Origin of the sequence: Gardnerella piotii (assembly GCF_003397585.1) — a bacterium.
Taxonomy (GTDB): Bacteria; Actinomycetota; Actinomycetes; order Actinomycetales; family Bifidobacteriaceae; genus Bifidobacterium; species Bifidobacterium piotii.
This window is the reverse complement of sequence record NZ_QJUV01000001.1, coordinates 166077-192050: the sequence shown is the minus strand read 5'-3', so window position 1 is coordinate 192050 and position 25974 is coordinate 166077. Positions and strand designations below refer to the sequence as shown.

21 protein-coding genes are annotated in these 25974 nt (G+C 45.5%); 18 read left to right on the top strand and 3 right to left on the bottom strand.

Annotated elements, in window-relative coordinates; all coding sequences use genetic code 11:
• Nucleotides 1-10 precede the first annotated feature (10 nt).
• On the bottom strand, nucleotides 11-1930 hold the full coding sequence (locus D0T20_RS00825) for a hypothetical protein (protein ID WP_116438137.1): 1920 nt from the start codon (nucleotides 1928-1930) through the stop codon (nucleotides 11-13).
• Between the two features lie 261 nt (nucleotides 1931-2191).
• Between D0T20_RS00825 and D0T20_RS00820 the strand changes: the two genes are divergently transcribed.
• Nucleotides 2192-3187 carry an FKBP-type peptidyl-prolyl cis-trans isomerase gene (locus D0T20_RS00820; protein WP_116438136.1) on the top strand — a complete coding sequence of 332 codons (996 nt, stop codon included), beginning with the start codon at nucleotides 2192-2194 and terminating at the stop codon, nucleotides 3185-3187.
• A gap of 587 nt (nucleotides 3188-3774) precedes the next feature.
• Here D0T20_RS00820 and D0T20_RS00810 read toward each other — a convergent pair.
• A complete protein-coding gene (locus tag D0T20_RS00810) occupies nucleotides 3775-6012 on the bottom strand; it encodes an RNA degradosome polyphosphate kinase (RefSeq protein WP_004131519.1) in 2238 nt (745 codons plus the stop codon).
• A gap of 600 nt (nucleotides 6013-6612) precedes the next feature.
• On the opposite strand from D0T20_RS00810, the gene D0T20_RS00800 reads away from it, so the two are divergent.
• The 5 genes from D0T20_RS00800 (at nucleotide 6613) to D0T20_RS00780 (ending at nucleotide 9955) form a co-directional block, all read left to right on the top strand.
• Nucleotides 6613-7344 carry an MIP/aquaporin family protein gene (locus tag D0T20_RS00800; protein ID WP_016795912.1) on the top strand — a complete coding sequence of 244 codons (732 nt, stop codon included), beginning with the start codon at nucleotides 6613-6615 and terminating at the stop codon, nucleotides 7342-7344.
• A gap of 85 nt (nucleotides 7345-7429) precedes the next feature.
• Nucleotides 7430-8464 (top strand): glutamyl-Q tRNA(Asp) synthetase, encoded by a 1035-nt coding sequence (locus D0T20_RS00795; RefSeq protein ID WP_116438134.1) that lies wholly within the window; start codon nucleotides 7430-7432, stop codon nucleotides 8462-8464.
• Nucleotides 8465-8532: 68 nt separating this feature from the next.
• Nucleotides 8533-8805 (top strand): hypothetical protein, encoded by a 273-nt coding sequence (locus tag D0T20_RS00790; protein WP_020757345.1) that lies wholly within the window; start codon nucleotides 8533-8535, stop codon nucleotides 8803-8805.
• Nucleotides 8802-9110, top strand: coding sequence for a hypothetical protein (locus D0T20_RS00785; RefSeq protein WP_016636118.1), 309 nt, complete (start codon nucleotides 8802-8804; stop codon nucleotides 9108-9110). Before D0T20_RS00790 ends, D0T20_RS00785 begins: the two co-directional genes overlap by 4 nt.
• 32 nt (nucleotides 9111-9142) lie before the next feature.
• Nucleotides 9143-9955 carry a YggS family pyridoxal phosphate-dependent enzyme gene (locus D0T20_RS00780; RefSeq protein WP_116438133.1) on the top strand — a complete coding sequence of 271 codons (813 nt, stop codon included), beginning with the start codon at nucleotides 9143-9145 and terminating at the stop codon, nucleotides 9953-9955.
• A 49-nt stretch (nucleotides 9956-10004) separates the two neighbouring features.
• Here D0T20_RS00780 and D0T20_RS00775 read toward each other — a convergent pair whose 3' ends face one another.
• Nucleotides 10005-10820: a fumarylacetoacetate hydrolase family protein gene (locus D0T20_RS00775; RefSeq protein WP_116438132.1), complete on the bottom strand. Its 816-nt coding sequence runs from the start codon at nucleotides 10818-10820 to the stop codon at nucleotides 10005-10007.
• A 273-nt stretch (nucleotides 10821-11093) separates the two neighbouring features.
• Between D0T20_RS00775 and clpB the strand changes: the two genes are divergently transcribed.
• The 12 genes from clpB (at nucleotide 11094) to D0T20_RS00715 (ending at nucleotide 25793) form a co-directional block, all read left to right on the top strand.
• Nucleotides 11094-13688, top strand: a complete 2595-nt coding sequence (clpB, locus tag D0T20_RS00770) for an ATP-dependent chaperone ClpB (protein ID WP_162861487.1) — start codon at nucleotides 11094-11096, stop codon at nucleotides 13686-13688.
• Nucleotides 13689-13867: 179 nt separating this feature from the next.
• On the top strand, nucleotides 13868-15208 hold the full coding sequence (locus D0T20_RS00765) for a DNA recombination protein RmuC (RefSeq protein ID WP_116438131.1): 1341 nt from the start codon (nucleotides 13868-13870) through the stop codon (nucleotides 15206-15208).
• 58 nt (nucleotides 15209-15266) lie between these two features.
• Nucleotides 15267-16115 carry a type I phosphoribosyltransferase gene (locus D0T20_RS00760; protein WP_116438130.1) on the top strand — a complete coding sequence of 283 codons (849 nt, stop codon included), beginning with the start codon at nucleotides 15267-15269 and terminating at the stop codon, nucleotides 16113-16115.
• Nucleotides 16116-16172: 57 nt separating this feature from the next.
• Nucleotides 16173-16979, top strand: coding sequence for a TrmH family RNA methyltransferase (locus D0T20_RS00755; protein ID WP_116438129.1), 807 nt, complete (start codon nucleotides 16173-16175; stop codon nucleotides 16977-16979).
• A 118-nt stretch (nucleotides 16980-17097) separates the two neighbouring features.
• On the top strand, nucleotides 17098-18117 hold the full coding sequence (locus D0T20_RS00750) for an ATP-binding cassette domain-containing protein (protein WP_016810206.1): 1020 nt from the start codon (nucleotides 17098-17100) through the stop codon (nucleotides 18115-18117).
• Nucleotides 18114-19103 carry an ABC transporter permease subunit gene (locus tag D0T20_RS00745; RefSeq protein ID WP_016810207.1) on the top strand — a complete coding sequence of 330 codons (990 nt, stop codon included), beginning with the start codon at nucleotides 18114-18116 and terminating at the stop codon, nucleotides 19101-19103. Before D0T20_RS00750 ends, D0T20_RS00745 begins: the two co-directional genes overlap by 4 nt.
• 135 nt (nucleotides 19104-19238) lie before the next feature.
• Nucleotides 19239-19535, top strand: a complete 297-nt coding sequence (gene gatC / locus D0T20_RS00740) for an Asp-tRNA(Asn)/Glu-tRNA(Gln) amidotransferase subunit GatC (protein ID WP_004114131.1) — start codon at nucleotides 19239-19241, stop codon at nucleotides 19533-19535.
• Nucleotides 19536-19537: 2 nt separating this feature from the next.
• Complete coding sequence (gene gatA / locus D0T20_RS00735) at nucleotides 19538-21079, top strand: Asp-tRNA(Asn)/Glu-tRNA(Gln) amidotransferase subunit GatA (protein ID WP_101889503.1); 1542 nt, start codon at nucleotides 19538-19540, stop codon at nucleotides 21077-21079.
• A 32-nt stretch (nucleotides 21080-21111) separates the two neighbouring features.
• A complete protein-coding gene (gene gatB / locus D0T20_RS00730; protein ID WP_116285403.1) occupies nucleotides 21112-22611 on the top strand; it encodes an Asp-tRNA(Asn)/Glu-tRNA(Gln) amidotransferase subunit GatB in 1500 nt (499 codons plus the stop codon).
• Between the two features lie 176 nt (nucleotides 22612-22787).
• Entirely contained in the window at nucleotides 22788-23759 is a 972-nt protein-coding gene (locus D0T20_RS00725; RefSeq protein ID WP_116438128.1) for a GNAT family N-acetyltransferase, read from the top strand.
• Nucleotides 23756-24070 carry a DUF2469 domain-containing protein gene (locus tag D0T20_RS00720; protein WP_004105898.1) on the top strand — a complete coding sequence of 105 codons (315 nt, stop codon included), beginning with the start codon at nucleotides 23756-23758 and terminating at the stop codon, nucleotides 24068-24070. Before D0T20_RS00725 ends, D0T20_RS00720 begins: the two co-directional genes overlap by 4 nt.
• A gap of 103 nt (nucleotides 24071-24173) precedes the next feature.
• Complete coding sequence (locus D0T20_RS00715) at nucleotides 24174-25793, top strand: NAD(P)/FAD-dependent oxidoreductase (RefSeq protein WP_116438127.1); 1620 nt, start codon at nucleotides 24174-24176, stop codon at nucleotides 25791-25793.
• Nucleotides 25794-25974 lie beyond the last annotated feature (181 nt).

The following is a 25974-nucleotide window of genomic DNA, read 5'->3' as shown; positions in this document are numbered from 1 at the left end:
CCAAAATACGTTACTTTTTGCGGTTTTTTGAAGGTTTTGAGGAGCCATTTTGGGAACCATTTTGGCGGCTGGCATTTTGATGGCCAGCATTATTAAAGCCATTTGCATCATGATTGGCGTTATTACTGGCCTTATTTCCGTCCTTGTTGCCGTTGGTATTTCCGCCACTTGCATAGCCACTCGTGCGATTCTCTGAGCCTTTATACTTGCGACTTTTGCCACGATTTTGGCTTCTGTAGTCACGCTGGTTAAACTGGTTGCGCGACTTGCGCCTTGCTTCACCAGGCTTCGCGCTACTCGAATCGCCAGCCTCCAACGATTTGCCAAGATTTTCGCCAATGCGATTATCGCGCTTACGATTATCGTCGTCTTTACGAAACTCTGCGTCCATTATGCCATCTCGATTTTTACGCTCACCGCGATTGGCTTTCTTGGAGCCTCCAGCAGAATTTTCTTTGCGATCGTTGCGATCTTTGCGATCTTTATACGATTCCTTCTTGTAGCGCTTTTTTGCAAATCCATCTTCTGATTTAGATGCGCCTTGTGATTTTTGAGATTTTCCAGACTTCCCTGCAATTCCCGAATTTCTAGATTCGCTAGATTCCGCAGATTCATGCAAATCCTTCGATTGCTCCGACTGATTCGCGCTAGACAAGTCGAAAGACTCCGCTGCATTATTCTCCGACGCATTATTCCTTGCCGCATTATTCTCCGCCGCAAAATCGCCCTTAAAATCAGAACTCGACTCGCTCGCAAGCCTTGCAAAATAAGCTTGCAAGTCATCTTTAGAAATAACAGTTGTTTCGTCTAAAGCGGCAGTCTTAGAAGAATTTAGACCAGACTTTACGCTTATAGAAGAATCTACAGCGGCTTGCGACTTTGTTGTACGCGTTCTTGCGTGAACTCCATGACGCGCATGCGCACCAGAACCCACTTTGTGCTTAGACTTTTTGTCTTTGTTGCTACCAAAAATGCCAGCTATTGTTCCAGCCAAAGCCTCCGAGAACTTAACTTCTTCTTGACTATTGTTTTCAACACTAATCAAGCCCGTTCTGCTTGCAACAAGTCGCTTGTTTCGTCTGCGATGCGGAGCCATTGCAAACACAGAAGCCGAAAGGCCGCATAGCAAAATAAACAGCGCTCCTACAAAATACATAGGAGTAGCAAAATCAGGAAGATTATGCCTGCGCCAACGCAATTCAACGAAAGCTTCGGGAGAATTCTTGCCAAGATCGATTATAAGAACCCTACGCGCAATTTTTGATTGCAACTCCGACGACAATTTTTGATGAGAAGTCTGCGATTGCGCGCCATTTTGAGCATCACTTTGCACGTTATTTTTCGCTTGCAATCCCTCTTGCGACTCCTGCTTTAACGCTAAATCCGCCGCATTCCCCACTTGCTCAAAGTCGGCAGCATTTACAAACAACTTTGCCAAACCCATTTGGCAAGTGGCGTTAGTCCATAAATCGGAATCCTTAAAATCAACGTCTTTAGAAGCATCTTTAGAAACGTTTTTAGAAACCTTAGAATCGTCCGTTTTTGCACTATCTACGCGCGCGTTATCGTCTGCATTCATAACATCGGTAGAAAGACTATTCCAATTATTAAGACCCGTTATTCGCTGAACGGAATAACCCTTAGTCCATCCACGAACATCTTTAGCTAAGCCAACTGCAACGCAAATCGGCTTGCGACTATTTAGTGCCGCAACGCTAATTTTTACCCTATAGTCAACAAGATTCAAAACGCCTGGATCTGTAACAATGTATCTAGACCCATACACGTTTGCATGCGCCGAAACAATAGAGCTTGGCTTCCAAACAGTTGCATTAAGCACACCAAGAACAATACTAAGAGCAGCAAGAAGGCCAAAAATTGGGGCCACTACTCCTCGCATAAACCTAGCTCGTTTTGTAGGACGTTGCATCAAACCTCTTTCTTAAGCTTGGCACGCCGCCAATTAGGCACCCCGCACGCGCACAAACTTATTAACGTAATTCTAAATTCGTTATATTGTATCCACTGCTATCTATTCTACAATCTTTACTAATCTTTTATAAGGTTTGCTGTTTTGCGCAATAAATCACACTGAAATCGCGACTAAATTGCTCTTAAAGCACGCTAAAATCGCTAGTTAAATCGCTAGTAAATCACACCAAAATCACATGCAAGTTATAGTCTTAAACTTATGACAAAAACCAAATTAAATTTGACTAAATCAGTTATAACTCGAGTAATTTGTGCTGCGAGCGCAATTGCCATGTGCTTTGGATTAGCATCTTGTAGCGCAAACAGCGAGTCAAGCAATGGTGCAGCAAGCAGTGAAGCAAACGCTGCTGGAATGAGCGTTTTAAGCGGCGTTAAGGCTAGCGGAGCTTTAGGAAAGCAGCCAAAGGTTGAATTAACAGCGCCTATAGATGTTAAGCCAAATTCTTACGCCATTTTGCAAGACGGAAATGGCGCTAAAATCCCAGAAAATAGTCGCGTATGCGCTAATGGCATTGTATACAACGCTAAAAGCGGCAAAGAGCTTATGAACACATGGAAGCAAGGAAAGCCAGACTGCTCAATTGTTGTTAAAAAGGGTGTTACTAGCAAGTCTTACTACACGCTGCTTAAGGGCAGGAAGATTAATTCAACGATTGCGTTTGGAATTCCTGCAAATCCACAAACTAAGCAAGACGCGTACGTAATGGTGTTAACTCTTGTTTCTGCAATGAAAACTCTTGATCGCGCAACAGGCAACAAAGTTAAGGATATTCCTGAAAATCTGCCAAAGGTAACTCTTGATAAGTCTGGCGCACCGTCATTAGATAAGAATAACTACGTGCCAAATGGAAAGCTAATTTCTCAAACTTTGATTGAGGGCAACGGCAAAGTGGTGAGCGAAAAAAGCACAGTAACTGCTCACTACACTGGATGGACTACTGATAAAGACGGAAAATTGTATCAATTTGATTCATCATGGAAGCGCGGTACTCCTGCAGACTTCTCGCTGGCTGGTCAAGTTATTCCAGGATGGACTAAAGGCTTAGCTGGAAAGAAAGTTGGATCACAAGTTCTTTTGGTAATTCCGCCAGAAGATGGATATGGCAAAGAAGACAAGAAGGACGCAAAAGGAAACGTAACGATTCCTGCAAATTCAACGCTTTACTTTGTTGTAGATATTCTCTACGCTTCATGATTAGTAGCGATTTAACTCGCGATTAAACTGCGATTAATGTTATGCCGCGCTTGAATAAATCTTGCGCGGCATTTTTGTACGCGCTCCGACCTGCCTTTTCGCTTAGAGCGTAGCGCGAATCGACTTGCATGAGCGCTTAAAGCGTAGCGCGCGAATGCACTTCGATTCGCTGATCCGCTCAAAACAGAAGCACTGCTTCTGTGCGGCGAAGACGTTAGCGCGCTTAGGCCGCGCTAACGATTTTCCAATTCGGAGCGCTGAGCTTGCTCAAAGTTGAAAGCACGGTGTGCTTTCAACGCAAGTAAAGCGCTTTGACTGAGCTTGAAATTGCATAACGCATTTCAAGCTCCTTCAAAGCGTGATTTGGCTCAAATGTAAAGTCCAGTGGACTTTACATGCCAAATCAGCCGAGCGGCTACTAATAGCCGCGAGGAATAGCGCGCTGTAACGCGCGAACTATTTGCCAAATTTGGTACAAAGTCGGGAAACCGCCAGCGTTACAAACGTCTCGCGAGCGAGACAAATGTAACGAATTCGGAGCGCAAAAAAGCCAGAGCTAAACGCCCTGGCTTTTTGCTAATAGTAAGTTAATTAACGCCGCGCGGCTTACGCGTATGCGTGCGAATCAAGTATTCCTGGCTATCTACCAATGGCCTGCCTTCTGCATCGCGAGAATGCAACGTGTAAGTGCCGTCGCCATCCATCCACCAAGAAACCGTTGAATCCGCCATTTGCAAATCAATGTATTGAATCAACGCTTCCACCTGGTCTGGAGCGCTTATGCGAACCAGCGTTTCAACTCGCCTATCAAGGTTGCGGTGCATTAGATCTGCCGAGCCAATCCACACTTCTGGGCCACTTGCAGGACCATCGCCAATTTGCGGACCGCAAGAATTAGCAAAAGCGTAGATTCGGCTGTGCTCAAGGAATCTGCCAAGAATAGAGCGAACGCGAATATTCTCGCTCAAGCCTTCAATGCCAGGCTTTAGCGAGCAAATTCCACGCTCCACAATGTCAATCTTTACGCCAGCTTGAGCTGCACGATACAAAGCGTCAATCGTCTTTTCGTCAACAACAGAATTGACTTTAATCTTAATCCAGGCTTCTTTACCAGCAAGAGCCGCCGCCTCTTCCCTGCGAATTCGCTCAATAATGCCAGTCCGAACTGTGCGAGGAGCTACAAGCAAACGATGGAAGCTAGACTTTGGAGCATAACCCGAAAGCTGATTAAACAAGCGAGTCAAATCTTGACCAACTACAGGATCGCAAGTAAGCAAGCCCAAATCTGTGTAAAGGCGAGCCGTCTTAGGGTTGTAGTTGCCAGTTCCAACGTGGCAATAGCGGCGTAATCCTTCGGCTTCTTGGCGAACCACAAGCGAAAGCTTGCAATGCGTCTTCAATCCAACAATGCCGTAAACAACGTGAACGCCTGCGCGCTCAAGCTTACGTGCCCAAGCAATGTTGGCATCTTCGTCGAATCGCGCTTTAATCTCAACAAGCGCAAGCACCTGCTTGCCAGCGTGAGCCGCGTCTACAAGAGCGTCGATAATCGGCGAATTACTAGACGTGCGGTACAGCGTTTGCTTAATTGCAAGCACCTTTGGATCTGCTGCCGCTTGCGCCAAGAACGCCTGAACAGAAGTAGAGAACGAATCATATGGATGATGCAGCAAAATATCGTGCTCGCGAATCGAAGCAAAAATATCTTGCGCATGGCTGGTTTCCACTTCTGCAATCTGACGATTTGTAGTAGGAATAAACGGACGATACTTCAAATCTGGTCGATCCAGCGCTTGCAATTCAAAAAGAACCGTCATATCTAGCGGCGAAGGCAAACGATAGACTTCCTCTGGGCTTACGCGCAATTGATTAGCCAGCAGCTGCGATAAGAATGGGCTAGCTTCGTCGGAAATCTCAAGACGAATAGGCGGTCCAAAACGACGACGCAAAAGCTCCTTTTCCATAGCGTTAAGCAAGTTTTCTGCATCGTCTTCCTCAACGTCAATATCTTCGTTACGCGTAACGCGGAATGAGCGAGCTTCCTTAATAATCATGCCTGGGAAAAGCGATTCCAAATGCGCTGCAATCAACTTTTCCATAGTAATAAATCCGTAGCGCTCTTCGCGACCCTCTTCGTCTGTTAAATCATCAACTGGAACAAGACGATTCAAATTATCTGGAATCTTTACGCGAGCAAAATGCGACTTTCCAGAATTTGGATTTTCTACAATAACAGCCAAGTTGATTGACTTGCCAGAAATATATGGGAACGGGTGTGCAGGATCTACCGCAAGTGGCGTTAATACTGGGAAAACCTGCTTGCGATAATAGTCTGAAAGCCTATCTTTTTCGGATTGAGTGAGCTTATCCCAACTGAGCATAACAATGCGCTGCTTAGCAAGCTCTGGCAAAATGTGGTCAATAACATAATGAGCATGCTCATCTTGACGACGATGCGTAACCTCACTAATTGCGCGCAATTGTTGACGTGGACTAAGCCCACTTGCAGCGGTTACTGCGATTCCTGAGTCGATTCGGCGCTTTAAGCCTGCAACTCGAACCATAAAGAACTCGTCTAGGTTGGAGGCAAAGATGGCTGCAAAGTTAGCGCGTTCAAGAAGTGGTAAATCGGTATTTTGCGCTAACTCAAGCACGCGACGATTGAACTTTAACCAGCTAAGCTCGCGGTCAAAGAAGCGATCTTTTGGCAACGGTAGCTCGCCCTCACGAGCTTCACGCTTTTCTGCCTTTTCGTCTTCGGCGATGTGCTCTGCAATCTGGCCGCGCAGAATCGCCTTTGAGGGAGCGTCAAAAATTTGTACCATACTCCGTAATTGTATGCGCTGTAAGGGATGTGCGCGACTGAGTGTCGGCGGCGGCTAGTGCTCGACACGCCGACATCTTCAATATGTGAACGCATTTGAACATGACAACCATTGCATGTTCACAAAATGATGCAAAACCATCTATTTTTTATGTGCGAATGAACACTAATTACAATATGTTAACAAAAGCAATTTTGCACTTTACTCTTGAGTAAAAAGTTGTGATAATAATAATCACAAGAACAAATTAAAAGAGCGGTAACCCACAAAAATGTATGGATGTTAGATTCCAATTACGTTGGACGGATACTTAAGACTTTTACCGTTGCAACGAGGATGTTGTGCAGATGAATCCGCAAGATTGTTTTTGTAAACAAGAGGCTCGCCAAGGTGGTGAGCCTCTTTTGATGCTCGGGAATTTTAAGTACTGGCGAGCGCTGGTTAGCTACTCCCCGCACCATGCTCCTCACACTGTCTGGCTCTTAGGGGAAACTATCAAAGAACAATTGCTGAAACAATATTGTTGAAATTCATTTTCTTAGCTTCTTTGAAAATGATTTATTAGGTAGCAGCAAAACAATTAAGAAGGATCGAAGGACCATGCAACATTCATTTACAGTAATGTTGGCAGCCGAGTTTATTGGAACTGCCATTCTTATGATTTTTGGCAATGGAGCTGTTGCCAATGTTGAACTTAAAAACACTAAAGGTCATCACGCAGGCTGGTTAAACATTGCTATGGGCTACGGTTTTGGCGTTATGTTCCCAGTGCTCATGTTTGGCGGAATTTCTGGCGCACACATAAATCCTGCTATGACAATTGCGCAAGCTGTAAATGGCATGTTCCCTTGGCAAAATGTTGCACCTTATATTGTGGCTCAGCTTTTGGGCGCGTTGGTTGGTCAACTTATTGTGTACGTAACTTATTTGCCACATTACAACGAGACAGAAGAGCCAGAGGCGATTCTTGGCACGTTCTGCACTACGGATGCTTACAATAACAAGCTTAACTACTTCCTAAATGAATTCTTTGGCACGCTCGTGCTTGTTTTGGCAGCTCTTTGCTGCCTTACTTCTCCTTGGGGAGAGAAGAATTTGGCAGGCGCTTCAATTGTAGTTGGCTTTGTTGTTTGGGGATTGGTGACTTCTATGGGCGGCCCTACTGGTCCTGCTTTGAATCCTGCTCGAGACATTATGCCGCGTTTGCTTCACGCCATTTTACCAATTCCACACAAGGGTTCTTCTCGCTGGTGCGAAGCGTGGATTCCAGTCGTAGCTCCTACTGCTGGCGCAATTTTGGGCGTGCTTATGTTTAAGTCGCTATTTGCGTAAATTAGATTTATCTTAAATTAGACTTATCGTAAATTAGCATAAATTATTAGCGTAATTTTATAAGCACAATTTTAGAGCATAATAAATGAGCGTAATTGGTAGATTCGCACCCACTCCTTCTGGGCGTATGCATATTGGAAACATGGTTGCTATGCTTGCGGCTTGGCTTTCCGCAAAGTCGCAAGGTGGAAGCATGATTTTGCGCCTGGAAGATCTGGACATTGCTAGAATGCCAAAAGATGCAAGCGCGCAAATTATTGACGACTTGCGTTGGGCTGGTCTTGATTGGGTTTGCGAGCCGATTTATCAACATAATCGCAATGCAATCTACCAAGAAGCTCTGGAATCTCTGGAATCTCTGCAAGACGGCGACGGAAATTCGTTGATTTACCCATGTTTTTGCTCGCGTTCCGATATTCGAGCGATTGCAGCTCCGCAAGAAGGCGACGGTTTTATACGCTACCCAGGTACGTGCAGAAATCTGCGCAAAACTGCGGAAGGCCTGGCACAAATCGAAAAGCGTTTGCAAAATCATCAGCAACATTCTTTACGACTTGCTGTTCCCTCGGCTGATTCGCCGCAAGCGAATGTGAGTTTTGAAGACGCGATTTTTGGGGAGCAATCGTTTAACATTAATCGCGATTTGGGAGACATGGTGATTCGCCGCGCGGATGGCGTTTTTTCTTATCAGCTTGCTGTTGTTGTTGACGATGTTTTAAGCGGAGTAAATGATATTGTGCGCGGCCGCGATTTGCTTCGTTCTGCTGCGCTTCAGATTTGGATTGGCGAACTGCTGGAAAAATCGGGATTTTTTGCGACTCATGGCGTGCATTATGTGCAGCCAAAATTTGCGCATTTGCCACTGATTGATAACGCTCAAGGCGAGCGACTCGCAAAAAGTAAGCACTCGCTAGACGTTGGCGCGCTTCGAGAATCTGGCTGGAGCGCCGAGCGCATGATTGGCTATTGCATGTATCTTTTGGGATACAGGAATCCTGGTCAAACTCGCCCAGTAGACATGAGCACAGCAGATGCACTTGCGTTGTTTGAAATCGACGAAACGCCGTGGAATTCTGTTCGCGCAAACTTAGCAGACAAATCCGTGCCCTTCCTTGACTAATGCATACCACTACAATATTATTTGCCAATATTTGACGGCAACATATATTGGCATGTAATGTTGTATGCATGAATCAATATGAAGAGCCAATTATTTTGCCATCAGCTTTGAAGCATGGAGTTTCAGAAAACGACATACTTCATGCGTATCGAGAATCAAGAGGCCCTGTGGATGTCAATTATGATAGAAATCCACCAACAATAATGTATGTGGGACCAGGAGTTTCTGGCGCTGTTTGGTACGAGATTGGCACAGCAAGAAGACGAGGATTTCCGCAAGAACTTATAGTTCACGCGATGAAAGCAAGAAAAGGATATTTGGAAAAGGAAGGGTTGAAATGAAATTTAGTGAATTGAGTAAAGAAGAGCAAAAAGATCTTGCGGAATATGGTGAGATTATCTCAAAAGAAATGGAAGCAAAATCGGAACCAAATCCAGGAGATCCAACTTTGGATTCTCGTTGGGATCCATCTCGTGAATTGAGCAGATTGAATTATCGCCGTCACGCAATTGAAAAAGAGATAAATAACGCTGTGTACAAAAGCCGCAAAAATGGTCAGTCTTGGAATAAGATAGGTCGCGCACTTGGAGTTACTGCAGAAGCTGCACGTCGTAAATATAGTGATAAAATTCCTCAATTAGTGTGACTATTTTTTATAAGATTAGATTGGGGCAATAAATGGCATACATGACGCAAAAAGATTTGGCGAATACTGAGGTCGATTGTGTTCGCGCGCGTCAAATTGCCGACGGTGTGCACAGCGTGCAAGACGCCATTGCTCAAGCCGAATCGCATTATGGGCGCAAACCTGAGTCGGTTACGCTGCTTGCTGCAACTAAAACGCGAGATGTTGGCGAGATTATGGCGGCGCTTAAAGCTGGAGTGCGCGTAATTGGGGAAAATCGTCCGCAAGAAATTGTTGCAAAAGCCGAGATTTTACGCAAGGAAGCTGCTCGCGAGAATTTAAGCGTTGGTGTAAATGGCAGTATCAATAGCGAAATTCCGCTCTACTTAATCGGCCAATTGCAAAGCAATAAAATAAACAAAGTTTTGCCACTTGCAAATGGTATTCAATCAGTTGATGGCATTGAACTTGCGCAAAAAATATCTACGCGCGCGCAAAATTTGGGACTTTGCACAGACGTTATGTTGGAAGTGAACGTTTCGGGAGAAGTTACAAAATCGGGGTGCGCGCCAGAACGCGCAATTGACGAAGCGCTCGCTATATCTAGTTTGCCATCGCTTAATTTGTGCGGATTTATGACGCTTGGAGCGCGCGTGAATGATGAAAAAATAGTTAGAAGCGGTTTCGCTGCATTGCGAGAAATCAGAGATTGTGTAAGTGAGCAACTTGCGCAAGATTATGATGGAAACTCTGCAAAATTAGAGCTTTCGATGGGAATGTCTGGCGATTTTGCGTGGGCGATTGCCGAAGGATCTACTATGATTCGAATCGGTTCGGCAATCTTTGGTCCACGTGCATTTGTGTAGTATTAAGTTTCGTCTAGCTTCTGATTTTTATCTTTTACTTTTATTGCTGTTACGCATGCATAATCACATTGCGAAGCGAACCAATGCCATCTACATGCACAATCGCTTCGTCGCCAGCGTGCAAAGTTCCTGCAGGATACGGCGTTCCAGTCAAAATAACATCTCCTGGAAGAAGCGTTGAGAAGCTTGAAATTGCAGCGATTTGCTGTGGAATGCTATGAATCAATCGTGCTGTAGTGCCGCTCGCCTCTGGCACATCTTTGCCATTAAGCGTAAAGGATATATGGGAATCGCGCCAATTTAGCTCGGTTGTAATCCATGGACCAAGTGGGCAAGAAGTGTCGAAGCCCTTTGCGCGCGTAAACATTGGGTCGCTACCTGCGCAATCGCGCAAAGTCACGTCGTTTACACATGTAAAGCCAAAAACGTAGTCCATTGCAGCATCTGCCGACACATTTTTGGCGATTTTGCCCATAACAACAGCCACTTCTGGCTCAAAATTCATATCGTTTGAAAAAGCAGGAATAACAATTGGATCGTCAGGTCCTATTACAGATGTGCTCGGCTTTGTAAAAATCACCATGTCTGCAGCCGTATGCGACGCGGCCGCAGCAGAAGATGCGCGCTCTTCGGCAGAACGCGTATCGTAGTTTTTTGCCAATCCGTAGACTTTTGAAGGAATCACTGGCGCAAGCAGACGCACGCCGTCGGCGTCTAACTCGTAGCGCTTACCTGTTGGTTTAACTCCTTGAGGGCTTAGTGGATGGCCTTCTAGAGCTACTAAATAATCCTTGCCGTCTGCTTCGTCTTTTTGAACGAAAGCGTATTGAGGAACTTCATTATAGGAAAAACGTGCAATTCTCATATTTTTAAGATTACGACATATTTGATACTTATTTATTTTTGATACTTATTTATTTTTGATACTTGACTGACGACTTTGCGATTGATGACTTTGCTGCGGAAAAGTCGCAAGCAACCGAAGATTTAAGGAAACGCCACAAACATCTTGAAAACAAAACTTGAGTGTAGTAGACTCAAGTTTTAGAAATTGACAGAATGTGGTTTGAGTGTAATTGCAAAAATTGCACGCAAATCACCTAAAATCCGCTAGATAGCGGTGCAAATGGGGGTAAATATGGAACAAAAGTTTACAACCTTAGCGCAAGATGCATTAAGCGATGCCGTACAAAGCGCGGCGGCGGCTGGCAATGCGCAAGTAGATACGTTACATTTGGCAGATGCCTTACTTCGCCAAGAGCAAGGTGTAGTGCGCGCGCTTATTGCTCAGGCAGGGGCGGACGCGCAACAAATCGGAGCCGAAATTCGCAACGCATTAGTGGCATTGCCTTCATCTACTGGCTCAACTACAACTAAGCCAGATGCAAGCCGTCAGCTTTTGGCTGCCTTAAGCCAGGCAGAAAAAGAAATGCGCACAATGGCAGACGAATACGTTTCTACAGAGCATATGCTTATTGGCATAGTTGCAAGCGCGCCGAATGCTGTTGCAGATATTTTCAAAAAGCACAATGTTTCTGCAGATGCGTTGCGCAAGGCTGTGCCAACTGTGCGCGGAGGTGCGAAAGTTACCAGCCCAGACGCGGAAGGCAACTACAAAGCGCTTGAAAAATATTCGGTTGATATGACTGCGCGCGCTCGCGAAGGAAAGCTCGACCCAGTAATTGGGCGCGACCAGGAGATTCGTCGCGTGATTCAGATTCTTTCTCGCCGCACAAAGAACAATCCTGTGCTAATTGGCGAGCCTGGCGTTGGTAAAACAGCAGTTGTAGAAGGATTGGCTCAGCGAATTGTTGCAGGAGATGTGCCTACAACTTTGCAAAACAAGCGTCTTATCAGTCTCGATTTGGCTTCGATGGTTGCAGGTTCGAAGTATCGCGGCGAGTTTGAGGAACGCTTAAAGGCAGTGTTGAAGGAAATTCAGCAATCAGACGGTCAAATTATTACGTTTATTGACGAAATTCACACTGTTGTTGGCGCAGGATCTGCAGAAGGTTCAATGGATGCTGGCAATATGCTTAAGCCAATGCTTGCGCGCGGTGAGCTGCGCTTGGTTGGTGCAACTACGCTTAACGAGTATCGCGAGCATATTGAAAAGGATTCGGCGCTTGAGCGCAGATTCCAGCAAGTGTTTGTTGGCGAGCCGTCTGTTGAAGACACGGTGACGATTTTGCGTGGACTTAAGCAACGTTACGAAGCGCACCACAAGGTGACGATTAGTGACGATGCAATCGTAGCCGCAGCAACGCTTTCAAACCGCTATATTACTGGTAGACAACTTCCAGATAAAGCGATTGATTTGGTGGATGAAGCGGCAGCTCACTTGCGTATGGAGCTTGATTCTCAGCCAGAAGAAATCGACGAATTGCAGCGCAAAGTTACGCGTCTTGAAATGGAAGAAATGCAATTAAAGAAGGCGGAAGATGCTGCTGCACGCGAACGCTTAGAAAAGTTGCAGGAAGAATTAGCTAACTCACGCGAAAAGCTTACTGGTTTGAAAGCGCGTTGGGATGCGGAAAAGGCTGGTCACAACAAGGTTGGTGATTTGCGAGCGCAACTCGATGCTAAGCGCGTAGAAGCCGACAAATTCACGCGTGAAGGCAACTTGGAGCAAGCAAGCCGTATTTTGTATGGCGAAATTCCAAGCATTCAAAAAGCTTTGGAAGAAGCGGAATCGCAGGCTGCTAATGCTAAGAGTGAAGCGAAAGAGCCGATGGTTCCAGACCAGGTTGATGCTGATTCTATTGCTGGAGTCGTTAGCGAATGGACGGGCATTCCTGTTGGCCGCTTGATGCAAGGCGAAAATGAGAAGCTGCTCAACATGGAAAAGGAGCTTTCTAAGCGCGTTGTTGGTCAAAGCGAAGCAATTCAGGCTATAGCGGATGCTGTGCGCAGAAGCCGCGCTGGAATTGCAGACCCGAATCGCCCAACTGGTTCGTTCCTATTCTTGGGTCCTACTGGCGTTGGTAAGACGGAGCTTGCAAAGGCTCTTGCTGACTTTTTGTTTGACGACGAGCGTGCAATGGTTCGCATTGATATGAGCGAGTACATGGAAAAGGCTTCCGTTTCGCGTCTAATCGGTGCTGCTCCTGGCTACATTGGCTATGAGGAAGGAGGTCAGCTTACTGAAGCCGTGCGACGCCGCCCGTATTCTGTAGTGCTTTTTGACGAAGTTGAGAAGGCACATCCAGAAGTATTCGACGTTTTGTTGCAGGTTTTGGATGATGGTCGTTTGACTGACGGTCAGGGTAGAACGGTTGATTTTACGAATACGATTTTGATTATGACATCAAACTTGGGTTCGCAATTCCTTGTGCAAGAGGGCTTGGACGATGCTGCTAAACGCAAGGCTGTTATGAACGCTGTTCACGCTGAGTTTAAGCCAGAGTTCATCAACCGTTTGGATGAGCTTGTTATGTTCCATCCGCTTACTCGCGAAGAGCTTGGTGGAATTGTGGATATTCAAGTTCGTCAAGTGGCTGCACGCTTGAGTGATCGCCGTATTAGCTTGGATGTGAGCGATTCTGCTCGCGCTTGGCTTGCGGAGCATGGCTATGATCCAGTTTACGGTGCTCGTCCGTTGCGTAGATTGGTTCAAACGGAAATTGGCGATCAACTTGCGCGATTGTTGCTTTCTGGCAAGGTGCATGATGGCGCTCGCGTAGTTGCGGATTGTGAGAATACTAGCGACCATGTAACTCTCAAGATTGCGTAATATATGCACTATTTAATGTAGTCAAATAATGTAGTCAAATAAAACAAAGCGTGCTGTTTATTGGATTATTTTCCAGTAGACAGCGCGCTATTTTGTTGCATAACACTTATTTTTCTATGCAATAATGCGCGTGTTTAATTATGTTTTAAAAGTCAAACCAATAGTGTTTAATAGAACGTATGTTCGATAATATTGTGATGTTTGTTTTAATGGTGGTTGCTGTTGTAATAACCGCCATTGTTGTGCTGGCTATTGTTAAGCACAACTATGGAACGCAAGGCGCTAATGGCGTAAACCAGCGCGAATTTAACGAATTGCGCTCTCAGTATGAACAAGCGCGCGCTCAATCGCAAGAAAATGGCAATCAGGCTATACGATATCGCACGCAAGCAGAGCAGCTTGCTGAGCGATTAAAGTTTGTTGAAGCAGAACTTGCTAAAGCGCAGCAAGCAGAGCAATTGCGAGTGAATCGCGAAGAGCAATTGCGCACAGAGCGAGAAGAACGCGAACGGTTAAATCGTGAGAAAACTTTGAAAGAGCAAGGCAAAGTCTTGGAAGCGCTTGCTCCAGTAAAAGACAATCTCGAAGCTTTGAAGAATAAAGTTTCGCAGATTGAAGAAGGGCGTAAGCAAGAAATGGGTGCACTGAACACTCAGCTTAAAGGCTTAAGCGATCAGCAAGCAAGGCTTGACCGCGAAACAAGTTCGCTTTCTGCAGCATTGCGAAATAATAAGGTTCGCGGAGCTTGGGGCGAGGCTCAACTAAAGAATATTGTGGAATCTGCAGGTTTGCTTGAGCATGTTGATTTTGATACGCAAGTTGTTGTAACGGGAGTAAATGGCGAACAGCAGAGGCCAGATATGGTTGTGCATCTGCCAGGAGGCAAAACAATTCCAGTTGATGCAAAAGTTCCATATGCGGATTATCAGCGCGCTTGCGAAATCCCAGATAACGCAAGCGACGAAGAATTAGCTAGAAGAAGTGAGCTTCTAAAAGCGCACGCTAAGGCTTTGCGAGAGCACGTTAGAGCATTAGGAGCTAAAGCATATTGGCAGGCTTTTGAAACAGCACCAGACTTTGTAGTTGCATTTATTCCAAACGAAGCATTGCTTCAGGCGGCCCTTGAGGCGGATCCAACACTTATGGATGATGCTTTTGCGCAAAAAGTAGCCCTCACTTCCCCAGTTACTTTGTGGGCCGTGCTTAAGTCTGTTGCATACGCATGGCAGCAGCAAAGTCTTACAGATGACGCAAAAGAACTTTTCGATTTATCTCGAGAATTGTACGATCGCTTTGCTGTTCTTGGAGAAAATGCTTCAAAGCTTGGCATATCTTTGGCAAGAACAGTCGCAGCTTACAATAAGTTTGCTTCTTCGCTTGAGTCTAGAGTGTTGGTAACAGCGCGTAAACTTCAGAAGTTAGACCAAAGTAAAGTTATTGCTTCAATAGATCTTATAGATTCCGATAAAGCTGATGTTAAAGAGCTGAGCGCTCCAGAAGTATCAGTAGAAGATCATTAAGCGTAAAAACATTAAAGCATAAAAAATTGAAGAACTCTAAACGCTAAGGAGTGCAAAAATGACAGAATTACAAGAGGAACGCGCGGAACTTAAACGCATGCTTTGTGCAGATATGAGTGCGAAACCATTTAGCGAACTGTTTTCTGTTACATTTGCTCAGCGCGGCTCTAAGCTAGTTGGTGATGTTCTTTTTGATGCAATTGAGAAAGCTGGGTATTCGTTAGAGCGCGATGTTGACGCTGTTGGTGCGTTAACTGCTGCTGCAGTGCCAATGGTTTTTGCGCTTATTCATGCTGCAGAACGTAAAGGAATTGCGCTTGACGGCTTTGTTATGGATTTTGTTTTTCCTGCAACAAAAGGTCCGTCAGTTAAAGGCAAGCGAGTATTGTTGCTTGATTCTTGGCTTTCTGAAAAATCGTATGTTCAAACTTCTTCGCTTGTGACTTTACGACACGGCAATGAATTAAGTCTTGATTTTAGCATTGTTAATCAGCAAGGCGCGCAAATTCTTGCTATAGTTGCATTAATTGGTGGTGTTGACGCCGACGAACAAGGCACGAGGCATCTTCAATTAGTAAATCCAATAAGTGAGGAGAGTACTAAAATGGCATTTGTTCAAGCTTTCGGTGAAGAAGAATTACGTGCAGATGCAGATCACGAAGATTGCTGCAACGACAACTGCTGTGGCGGTCATTGCGAGGTTAAATGCACGGGAGATTGTGCTAACGATGGTTGCACGGAGCCTTGCTGTGAAGACAATTGCTGCGGCGGCCATTGCAAAGTAGAGTGCACGGGAGATTGCGCTCATGACGGTTGCACTGAGCCATGCTGCGAAGACAACTGCTGCGGAGGTCACTGCAAGTCAGGTTGCACAGGAGATTGCGCAACAGACGGCTGCCAAGACTAATTGCAAATACTAGCTGCCAATACTAAGCAAAAGTATTAAACGGAGCAAAACTCACACATGCACGAACCGAATCCAATTACTTTGGCTGCAAAAGCTTCCGATGAGCCAGAATTCCGACCTATAGGAGTTGGCCCATGGGAAGAAGAACATCCAGGTGAGCCTCGTCCAGATAATCCAGAATCGCCAAATTACGATGCGCGGTTTAGCACTGAATTACTAGACGAAGGCGACCAGCGTAACGTACTAGACCGCTACCGATACTGGAAAGTAGAAGCCATAAAAGCGGATCTCGATTCTAAAGGCCGTCACGAGTTTGAAGTAGCTGTAGAAAATTGGACTCACGATTTCAACATAGGCTCTATGGTTCGCACTGCAAACGCATTTACAGCGAAAAAAGTGTATATTGTAGGGCCTCATAAATGGAATCGTAAAGGCTCGTTAATGACTGAGCTATACCAATACGTTGAGTGTTGCCCTACGATTGAAACTCTAGTGACTAATTGGCGCGAAGATATGCTTAAAGAAGCAGAAGAAGCGCATCAACTTTTGCTTAAAGCACAAGCAGATGGCAATAAAGAAGCCGAAAAAATCGCAAATATCAAGGAACAAGACGCTAAAAACGCGCGCGTTATAGCGCTCGATATTATTCCAGGCGCTGTTGCTATGGAAAACTACAAGTTCCCTAAACGTTGCCTTATGCTTTTTGGCGCAGAAGGTCCAGGTCTTTCTAAAAAAGCGCTAGAAATGGCGGATGACGTTGTTTACATTTCGCAATTCGGCTCTGTTCGCTCGCTAAACGCAGGAGCTGCTGCGGCTGTTTCCATGCACGCGTGGATTGCGCAGCATGCAGCACCAAATTGCTGAATCTTAATTAAAATCTCAACAGAAAAATCTCAACAAATATTAATCAAAATGCAATAGCTTGTACTCATAAACACTTACATTTTAAGTGTATTTTTTTTATTTGTGATATTGTTAATTTATGTTAGAATTTCAACATATCACAAAGCGTTTTGGCGAAAAAACAGCGCTTAACGACGTTTCTTTTATTGCCGAAGACGGTAAAGTCACAGGCTTTTTAGGACCTAACGGCGCTGGTAAATCTACCACCATGCGTTGTGCGTTAAATCTTATTCATGCCAATAGTGGCACTTCTCTTATTGACGGCAAACCTTACGCAAAAATTGCCTCTCCAATGACGGAAGTTGGAGCAGTTCTTGACGCAAAGTCTGCTCACAGGGGCCGTACGGCTTACAATCACCTGTATTCATTGGCTTTAACTCATGGAATATCAAAAAAGCGCGTTGACGAAGTGATTGATATTACTGGATTATCAAGTGTTAAAACCCGCAAAGCAGGGTCCTTCTCGCTTGGTATGAGCCAGCGTCTTTCCATTGCGGCGGCTCTTTTAGCAGATCCACACAATCTTATTTTGGACGAGCCAATTAACGGCTTAGATCCAGAAGGCGTTAAGTGGGTCCGTGAATTATGCAAGTATTACGCAAGCGAAGGCCGCGCAATACTACTTAGCTCGCACTTAATGAGCGAAGTTGCGCTTACTGCAGATAACCTTGTGATTATTGCGCATGGCGAAATTTTGAAGCGCACAACAGTGCAGGATTTTGTTGACGCACATTCGCAGCACGCTGTGCGACTTGTAACTCCAGAAGGCGAAAAGCTAAAGCAAGTGCTTGCTCAAAATCATCCTGAGTGCAAGATTTTGCCAGATAATCGCACACCTCAAGACGTTCAAGAAGGCGAACTTTTTAGAATAACAGATTGCGAACTAAGTCAAATTGCGCGAGAAATTGCGGATAATCAAATTTTGGTATATCAGCTTAATTACGAGCACGCGTCACTTGAGGAAGCATATTTGGCTCTTACACACGGTCAAGAGCAGTATGTAACGAAGGCTGTTCCTAGCAGCGGCTCGAAGCCGAGTGAACAAAAGCCGAGTGAGCAAAACGTAGAGCAATCTAATAATGATGGGAGTGCAAAATGAGTGAGCAAGTAGCAAATCAACAAGTGCAATCTTCTGAGTTCAACGCACACCAATCCAACGCGTACAAAACAGGCCGCAGCATGAACGCTCAACACTTGCGCCTAACATTTATGCACACGCTTAAATCCGAGATTGTTAAGTTGCGCGGGCTTGCGTCAACATGGTGGTGCATGGCATTAACAATTGTTTTGCCAGTAATCTTTAGCTTTATTATAGCGATTGTGCAAAAAGCAATGTCTAAAGTTGACATTAAGAATGGAGCAAATCAAGGCAAATCAAGCGCTGCAATTACTGTTGGGCCGAGCAATAAAAGTAGCCTTATTGCATCTCAAGATAGCATTTTCCACTTAGTTATTAGTTTTGCTTCTGTATCTTTGATTGTTCTAGCGATTTTTGCAGTGCTTGCTGTAACCGCTGAGCATTCTACAACTTCGATTCAGGCTTCTCTTACAGCTGTACCTAGAAGGGGCATGTTCTTTACTGCTAAATTTGTTGCAGTTGTAATCTACGTTTTTGTAGTGCAACTTATTGCAATGGCAGTTTCGCTAGGCGCTGCAGAATTAGCTTTTATAGGAGACAGCACTTCTGGATTATCTGGAAGTAACGCGTGGAAATTGCCTCTTACGCTGTTCCTTGGCTCTCCTGCAATTATGGTTGTTGTAGCAGCAATGGCGTACGGCTTTGGCATGATTTGCAAGTCAACTGCTGGCGGAATTATGTGCGTTATTGGAGCCGTGATGATTTTGCCTAGTGTTCTTAGCATTATTATGTTTGCAAGCAATTTCGCGAAGTGGAATTCAATACTTATACAGCTTTTGCCAGCCACAGCAGTGGATAAATTCTTGGGCGGCTCCCCTAATTCGGGTGCACAGCTTCCACCAAACGCATATATTTTCACATGGTGGCAATCAGGCTTGGTGGTTCTCGCTTGGGGCGTAATCATGTATGCAATTGGCCACGTTGTGGAAAAGCATCGCGATATCTAAAATATTAAAATATTCTGCAAATAATATTTTGCAAAAATAATAAGGGCTTTATCTCGTAACTGACTACAAGATAAAGCCCTTTTTGCATAATTTTTGCTATAGCAAAGGTCACGCATCACACATATAGTTGAGGTTATGCCAACATTCACACGCGAAGAAATTGAGCATCTGGGCGTTCTATCCCAGATTGCGCTTAGCGACGAAGAAATCAGTCGCTTGCAAGGCGAATTAAACGTCATTGCAGAATCCATTAACAAAGTGCAGGAAGTTGCTGGCGAAGATGTGCCACCTACTGCAAATCCAGTACCTCTTGAAGCGTATTTGCGCCCAGACGAGCCTGCTACGCCATTGACTCAAGAAGAAGCGCTTTCTGGCGCTCCTAGAAGTGAGTCTGGCATGTTTGTAGCACCTCGAATTTTGGGGGAGGAATAAACATGACTAATACTCAAGATTTAGTAAAGCTTTCTGCTGCCGATATGGCAAAAGCTGTAAAAGCTAAAGAAGTTTCTAGCCGCGAGCTTGTTGAAGCTCACTTGGCAGTAATCGAAGCAGCCGAGCCAGAAATCAAAGCATTCTTGCATGTTTCTGCAGATGTTGCACTTGAACAAGCAGATGCCTTTGATAAAAAGAATGCTAATGGCGAAGCTGAAGGCTTACCTGAGCTTGCAGGCGTTCCAATTGCCATTAAAGACATGATTGTTACTAAGGGCATTCCTACTACTGCAGCCTCTAAGATTCTTGAAGGCTGGGTTCCACCTTACGACGCTACTGTTATTGAAAAGCTCAAGGCAGCTGGCATGCCAATTCTTGGCAAGACTAATTTGGATGAGTTTGCTCAAGGTTCTTCTACCGAGCATTCTGCCTACCAAACTACTTGCAATCCTTGGGATACCGAGCGCGTTCCTGGCGGTTCTGGCGGCGGTTCTGCAGCTGCTGTTGCTGCATTCGAAGCCCCTATTGCTTTGGGTACAGATACTGGTGGTTCCATTCGTCAGCCAGGCGCTTTAACTGGTACAGTCGGCGCAAAGCCAACTTACGGCGGTGTTAGCCGTTTTGGCGCAATCGCCATGGCAAGCTCGCTAGACCAGATTGGCCCTGTTTCTCGCACCGTTCTTGACTCTGCACTTTTGCAGGAAATCATTGGCGGCAACGATAAGCGCGATTCAACTTCGATTCCTGCTCCTGTTCCTCCAATGGCTCAGGCTGCGCGCGAGGGTGCTCGCCGTGATTTGAAGGGCGTAAAGGTTGGTCTTGTTAAAGAGCTTAGCGGCGAAGGCTTCCAGCCAGGCGTTGAAGCACGCTTTAATGAGGCTGTGCAATTGCTTAAAGATATGGGCGCAGAAGTAACAGAAGTCTCCTGCCCTCACTTCCCTTACTCGCTGGCCGCATACTACATTATTATGCCTTCCGAAGTTAGCTCCAACTTGGCTCGCTACGACGGTATGCGCTACGGTTTGCGCGTAATGCCACCAGCAGATAAGCCTCAAACTGCTGCAAACATGATGGCCGCAACTCGCGAAGCTGGCTTTGGTGACGAAGTAAAGCGCCGTATTATTCTCGGCACCTACGCACTTTCCGCTGGCTACTACGACGCTTGGTATGGCTCTGCACAAAAGGTTCGTACGCTTATTATTCGCGATTTTGAAGAAGCGTTTAATAAGGTAGATGTTCTAGTCTCCCCAACAAGCCCTACAACGGCATTCAAGTTTGGCGAGAAGATGAACGATCCACTCTCCATGTACATGAACGATATTGCTACGATTCCTGCAAACATGGCTGGCGTTCCAGCTTTGAGCCTCCCAGCTGGCTTGAGCGATGATGGCTTGCCTGTTGGCATTCAGATTATTGCTCCGCAATGCCATGATGAAAAGATGTACAAGCCTGCAGCAGCGTTGGAAGCAGCGCTCGAAGAAAAGTGGAGCGGCCCAATCTGGAAGTCGCTTAAAGCTGGTTGGCTCGATTCATTGGCTAAGTAAAGTGAAATAAAGCTTAAGTAAGAAGGATTCTCATGGCTGAAAAACTTATGAAATACGCCGATGCTGTGGAGCAATTTGACCCAGTTTTCGGCTTGGAAACTCACGTTGAGCTTAGCACGCGCACAAAGCTGTTCTGCCCAGCGGAAGTATCTTTTGGCGGCGAACCAAACACTCAGCTAACACCTGTAAGCCTTGGTTTGCCAGGCTCTTTGCCAGTTGTAAACAAGACTGCAGTTGATTACGCGATTAAGCTTGGCTTAGCGTTGCATTGCGAGATTGCCGAGTGGAGCCAGTTCGCTCGTAAAAACTACTTCTACCCAGATATGCCTCGCGATTACCAGATTTCCCAGTACGATAAGCCTACTAATGGCAACGGCTACTTGGATGTTGAGCTGGAAGATGGCACTGTGTTCCGCGTTCCGATTGAGCGCGCTCACATTGAGGATGACGCTGGCAAGAACACTCACGTTGGCGGCGCAGATGGACGAATCGAAGGCGCAAATCATTCTCTGGTTGACTACAATCGCGCAGGCGTGCCTTTGATCGAGATTGTAACTAAGCCAATCGAAGGTGCTGGCAGCCGCGCTCCAGAAATCGCAGGCGCATACATGCGCGCTATTCGCGATATTGTTCGCGCTCTCAACATCTCCCACGCTCGCATGGAGCAGGGCAATATGCGCGCAGACGTAAACGTTTCGCTTCGCAGAAAGCCAACCGATCCGTTCGGCACGCGTTCTGAAACTAAGAATGTGAACACATTCCGCGGAATTGAAAAGACGCTGCAATACGAGATTCGTCGTCAGGCTGCTATTTTGAGCGAAGGTGGCGAGATTTTGCAAGAGACACGTCACTGGGATGAGGCAACTCAGACTACTGCTGGCGGCCGCGTAAAGTCTGACGCCGACGATTATCGCTACTTCCCAGATCCAGATTTGGTTATGCTTCACATTACTAAAGAGCATATTGAGCGCATGAAGGCAGAGATGCCAGAAATGCCTCGCGAGCGCCGCAACCGCTTGCAAAGCGAATGGGGTATTAGCGATCTTGAAATGCGCGATATTCTTAACGCGGATGCTCTTGATTTGGTTGAAGAAACCGTTAAGGCTGGTGCAAGTGCTGCTGGTGCTAAAAAGTGGTGGCTTGGTGAGCTTGCTCGCGAAGCAAACACTCGTGGTGTAACTTTGGAAGAATTGCCTATTACTCCGCAAGACGTTGCGCAAGTTGAAAAGCTCATTGCAGACGGCAATCTTAACGATAAGCTTGCTAAGCAAACTGTTGCATGCGTTTTGTCTGGCGAGGGTAAGCCTGATGAAGTTGTTAAGAAGCACGGATTTAAGGTTATGAACGACGATGGCGCTTTGGAAGCCGCTGTTGATGCTGCTCTTGCAGCAGACCCAGAGGTTGCCGAAAAGCTTAAGTCTGGAAATATGAAGCCTATGGGCGCGATTATTGGCGCCGTTATGCGTGCAACTAAGGGTCAGGCAGACGCTAAGGCCGTTACTAAGATTGTAATGGCAAAAATCAAAGGCTAGTTTAGATTAGCTTTTACTTTGCACTTTTTGCGCTTTATACTTTGCGTTTTAACTTTGTATTTTATAGCATTGTATAGGGTGCAAAAAGTGCGATTTTATAACGCTATTTTTACTGCTTTTGTAGTGCTTTTTGTAAGCTTTGTAACACGTAAGTCGATTGTACGAAAAAGGTGAATATGCAAGGATTCAATGCTGATTCTACAAGCCACCGCGAGTTGCCAGAAAATATTACGATTCCACCAATCCGCGGCGAAATGGCGCGTCTTAGGCCAGCAACAATCGAAGATTTGGCGCAAATGGATGCATTGCACGCTTTTGATGGAGCAGCCGTTATAACAGGCAAAGATTCGCAATCGGAGCGCGCTATGGTTCATGCGTGGGTAAATCGTTCTGTGCAATGGTCTTCGGCTGGAATCAATGAGGCAAAATCTAATCAGAATGCCGCCTCTGGCGACGCTCAATCGCGCCCAACAATCGCATGGTCAATTGTGCCAGATTTTATTGATGACTCCGAAAACATCAATGGCAATATTATTGGAATGATATTTTTAATTGACATTGATGGTTGGTCTAAATCCGCTAGGATTCAAGTGATTCTAGGACGCGACTATAGGGGTCGTGGGTATTCTAGGGATGCAATGCCTAGAGTTATGACTTACGGTTTTGCACCAAGCGAGGTGGGGCTTGCTTTACACAGGATTTGGGTTGGCGTTCCTGCAACAAACACACGCTCGCTTTCCGTGTACCAGTCGCTTGGATTTATGAAGACGGGAACTGCTCGCGATGCACTTTGGGATTCTCAAAGCCAAAAATATCAAGATTTTGTTGTAATGGATACTCTTGTAGACGAGTACGATGCGATTCGTTCGCTAGACGCTTTTGGACTACACGTTATTGAAGATAATCCTGGCGTTTGCGAAGCTTTAAGCGCGCACGAACATTCGATTGCAATCCCAGTTAAAAATGACGATTCGCGCAAGTCGTTAGCGGCCGATAAGGCCGAGCATAGCGTTAATCACACGGATAATTCCTCTAAGCGCGCATGGTGGCGTATTATAGGACGAGGCCGCAAGCGTGCTCAAGAAGACGACGCAGCGAATAAAGCTACATCAAATACGCAAATCACGCCAACGGAAGGGAAGCAATGAGCGCCGAAGACCTCGACAATTACGAAACAGACGCCGAACTTGCGTTATACAAGGAATATCGTGACGTTATTAAGCTTTTTACGTACGTTGTAGAAACAGAGCGCCGATTTTACTTGGCAAATAAGGTTGATTTTAACGTGCGCTCCGCAGGTCAAGACGTGTACTTTGACGTGCAATTAACAGACGCTTGGGTGTGGGATGTTTACAGACCTTCGCGGTTTGTGAAAAACGTTCGTATTGTTACGTTTAAAGACGTAAATGTGGAAGAAGTACAAAAAACAGATATTGATATTCCAGAATCTATCGCGTGATAAGAGTATAATAGTAAAGCTTATATTTAGATTTTAGTATAAATACGTGCTTGCAATTTTGCGTTTTTGACTTTATAAAGCGGTTTTTAGTTATGGAGGAAAATTGGCTGATACACAATCCCAGAAACAATCTGTAGTGATTATTGGTGGCGGTCCGGCAGGGTTGACGGCAGCTTGGGAGCTTGTAAAAGATGGCGGCTCTAGCCGCTACGATGTGACTGTTCTTGAGGCAACCAGCGAGTTTGGTGGCATTTCTCGCACCGTAAAATACAACGGAAATCGCATGGATATTGGCGGACACCGATTCTTCTCTAAAGACGATCGCATTATGCAATGGTGGCGAGATATGCTGCCTCTTCAGGGCGCTCCTTCTTACGACGATAAGAAGCTTGGCAGGCATCACGATTTAGAGGCTGGAGGCCCAGACCCAGAAGTCGAAGATGAAGTTATGCTTAAGCGTCATCGTGTTTCTAGAATCTTCTGGAATCATCATTTCTTCGACTACCCTATTTCTCTTTCTGCGTCCACCTTGCGATCTATGGGCTTTACGCTAACAATGAAGGTTGGTTTTAGCTACCTTTGGTCCATGATTCACAAGTTGCCAGAAACAAACCTCGAAAACTTCTACATTAATCGCTTTGGCAAAAAGCTGTATTCCATGTTCTTTGAGGGCTATACCGAGAAGCTTTGGGGAAGGCATCCAAGCCAGATTTCTGCCGATTGGGGTGCTCAGCGCGTTAAAGGTTTGAGCATTGTTGAAGTTTTGAAGAACGCTATTTCTAAGCTTATGTCTAAGAATAAGGCAAGTCAGAAAGAAGTTGAGACTTCTTTAATTGAGGAATTTTGGTACCCTAAGCTTGGTCCAGGTCAGCTTTGGGAGACTGTTGAACGCCGTTGCCGCGAAAATGGCGCTACTGTTTTAACAGGATCTAAAGTTGTTGCCATAAAGCAAGCGGATGGCAAGATTTGCAGTGTTGTTGTTGAAAATCAAAATGGCGAGCGCAGTGAGCTTCGTGCAGATCAGTTTATTTCGTCTATGCCAATTAAAGATTTGGTTGCTTCTATTGAGCAAGGCGCGAATGGCGATGCAAATGCAGAAGTTCCACAAGACTTGCAAAAAGTTGCGTCTGGCTTGCCTTACCGCGATTTTGTAACTGTTGGCTTGCTTGTTAAGCGCATGCGTTTGCGCAACACTACCGACATTCCAACGCTTGGCAACCCTCCTATTGTGCCAGATTGCTGGATTTACGTTCAAGACCCTGGTTACAAGGTTGGACGTTTGCAAATCTTTAACAACTGGAGCCCATACCTTGTTAAAGACGTTGATAATACTGTTTGGATTGGCCTTGAATACTTCTGCAGCGAAGGCGACGATTTTTGGAATATGAGCGACGAAGAAGCTCGCAAAAACGCCATTGACGAGTTGATTCGCATGCAAGTTATTGACAGCGAAGACGACGTTTTAGATGCTCATCGCGAACGCGTTCCAAAGGCCTACCCTGCTTACTTTGACACTTACGCTCAAATGCCTGAACTTGTTAAGTACTTAGACGGTTTTGGCAACTTGTATTGCGTTGGCAGAAATGGCCAGCACCGCTACAATAACCAGGATCACTCAATGGCAACTGCTATTGAAGCTGTACAAAACATCAATAGTGGTAAGAAGTCTAAAGATAACGTTTGGTCTGTTAATACCGAAAAATCGTATCACGAAAAGAAGTAGCGTTTGTAGCGTATTCGCGTATATCGCGCATATAGTGCATACCCTGCCACGCGTGTGTTGTGAGTCTTACGAGTGTAGTAGCATACATTTATCAGCGACTAATACACATTGATATGTGTTTGTCGTTATATTCACAACGGATTTTCCGTAATCTTCCACGTAAAGCTCCAAGCAATCTATC